This is a genomic window from Oleiphilus sp. HI0043 (genome assembly GCF_001634935.1).
On the sequence record NZ_LWEY01001520.1, the window covers coordinates 1 to 1,132 of the forward strand.

Here is a 1,132-nt window from a genome sequence, read left to right on the forward strand (position 1 = left end):
GAAGGTAATCACCCTTATACAGGGCCGGGTGAATTTGCCGGTTTCAACTGTGCGTCGTGCCACGGTTATCAAATCACTTACCAAAACGTCAATGGCGAAGATGAAACAAAGGTTTTCCCTGGCTTGCCTAACCCTGAATGGACCATGAAGTGGACAGTTTTACAGACGCCGCTAAAAACCTTCAAGGGCATTTATGAGAAGGAGCCAGGGCCAGACTGGGCACCGGAAGAAGAAAAAGTTGCCAAAGATATGTTGATCTATCATATGCCTGCCGGTGCCGGTGAGCATAACTTGGTTAGAATCAAAGGAGAGGGCAGCCATACCGATAATGATTATCAGTTTTCACCGATCGCAATTCCAAATGTGACCAACTATATGTCGATTCGACGTTCTCTGTCGCATACCGAATCCTATGTCGGTTTTGAAGGTTCTTATGTGCATGCAGAAGAGCCGGACGGTGCGCAAGGGGCAATGAGAAAAGCGCCTTTACAAGCCTTAACCGCGTACATGACCCAGCTTGATGAGGACGATGACTTACTACGTGAAATTGGTATGTATCGCTGGTTGAAGCAGAAGGGTTTACTTGTCGACCAAACAGAAACCGGTACAGTCATAGAGACCTATACCGAGATGGTACCGCAGCCGCCTAAGCGGGGCTGGTTTGGTATTAAGATACCTCAACCAGATAAAGAGGTAACGAAAACGCGCGAAATACCAGCATTGCAAGAAGGACAGTTTATTAGCCAGGGCTGGCAGTCCTATCCAAAAGTTTCTGCAGCGATAGCAAGAGGTAAAGAGACCTTCGATCGCGATTGCGGCAGCTGCCACAATGATGGCGTCGGTGCCAACACAAATGAAAAGATGTTGCGTTTGGATGAAGTTGGCAGATTTTTCTCTCCAACGATTTACCAAAAAGAGGTCGAGTCGATTCGCGCGACATTCTTACGTGATATGTACTGGGTGCAGAATCGTGGCTTGCTATCTGACGGTCACGTGAGAAATATGAGTGATCTGGTATCTCCAGCTCGTTGTGATAGCAACTCTGAAATGTACCAACAATATTACACCTTGCATGCACCGGTTCGACCTGCGCCCGGCTCTGTCGATCAGCCGATTACTACACCGGACTTAA

Annotated in this window: 1 protein-coding gene; it reads left to right on the forward strand. The window is 47.8% G+C overall.

Annotated elements, in window-relative coordinates; translation table 11 throughout:
• On the forward strand, window positions 1–1,132 hold a 1,132-nt coding region (locus tag A3729_RS33335), incomplete at both ends, for a cytochrome c (RefSeq protein ID WP_304439741.1).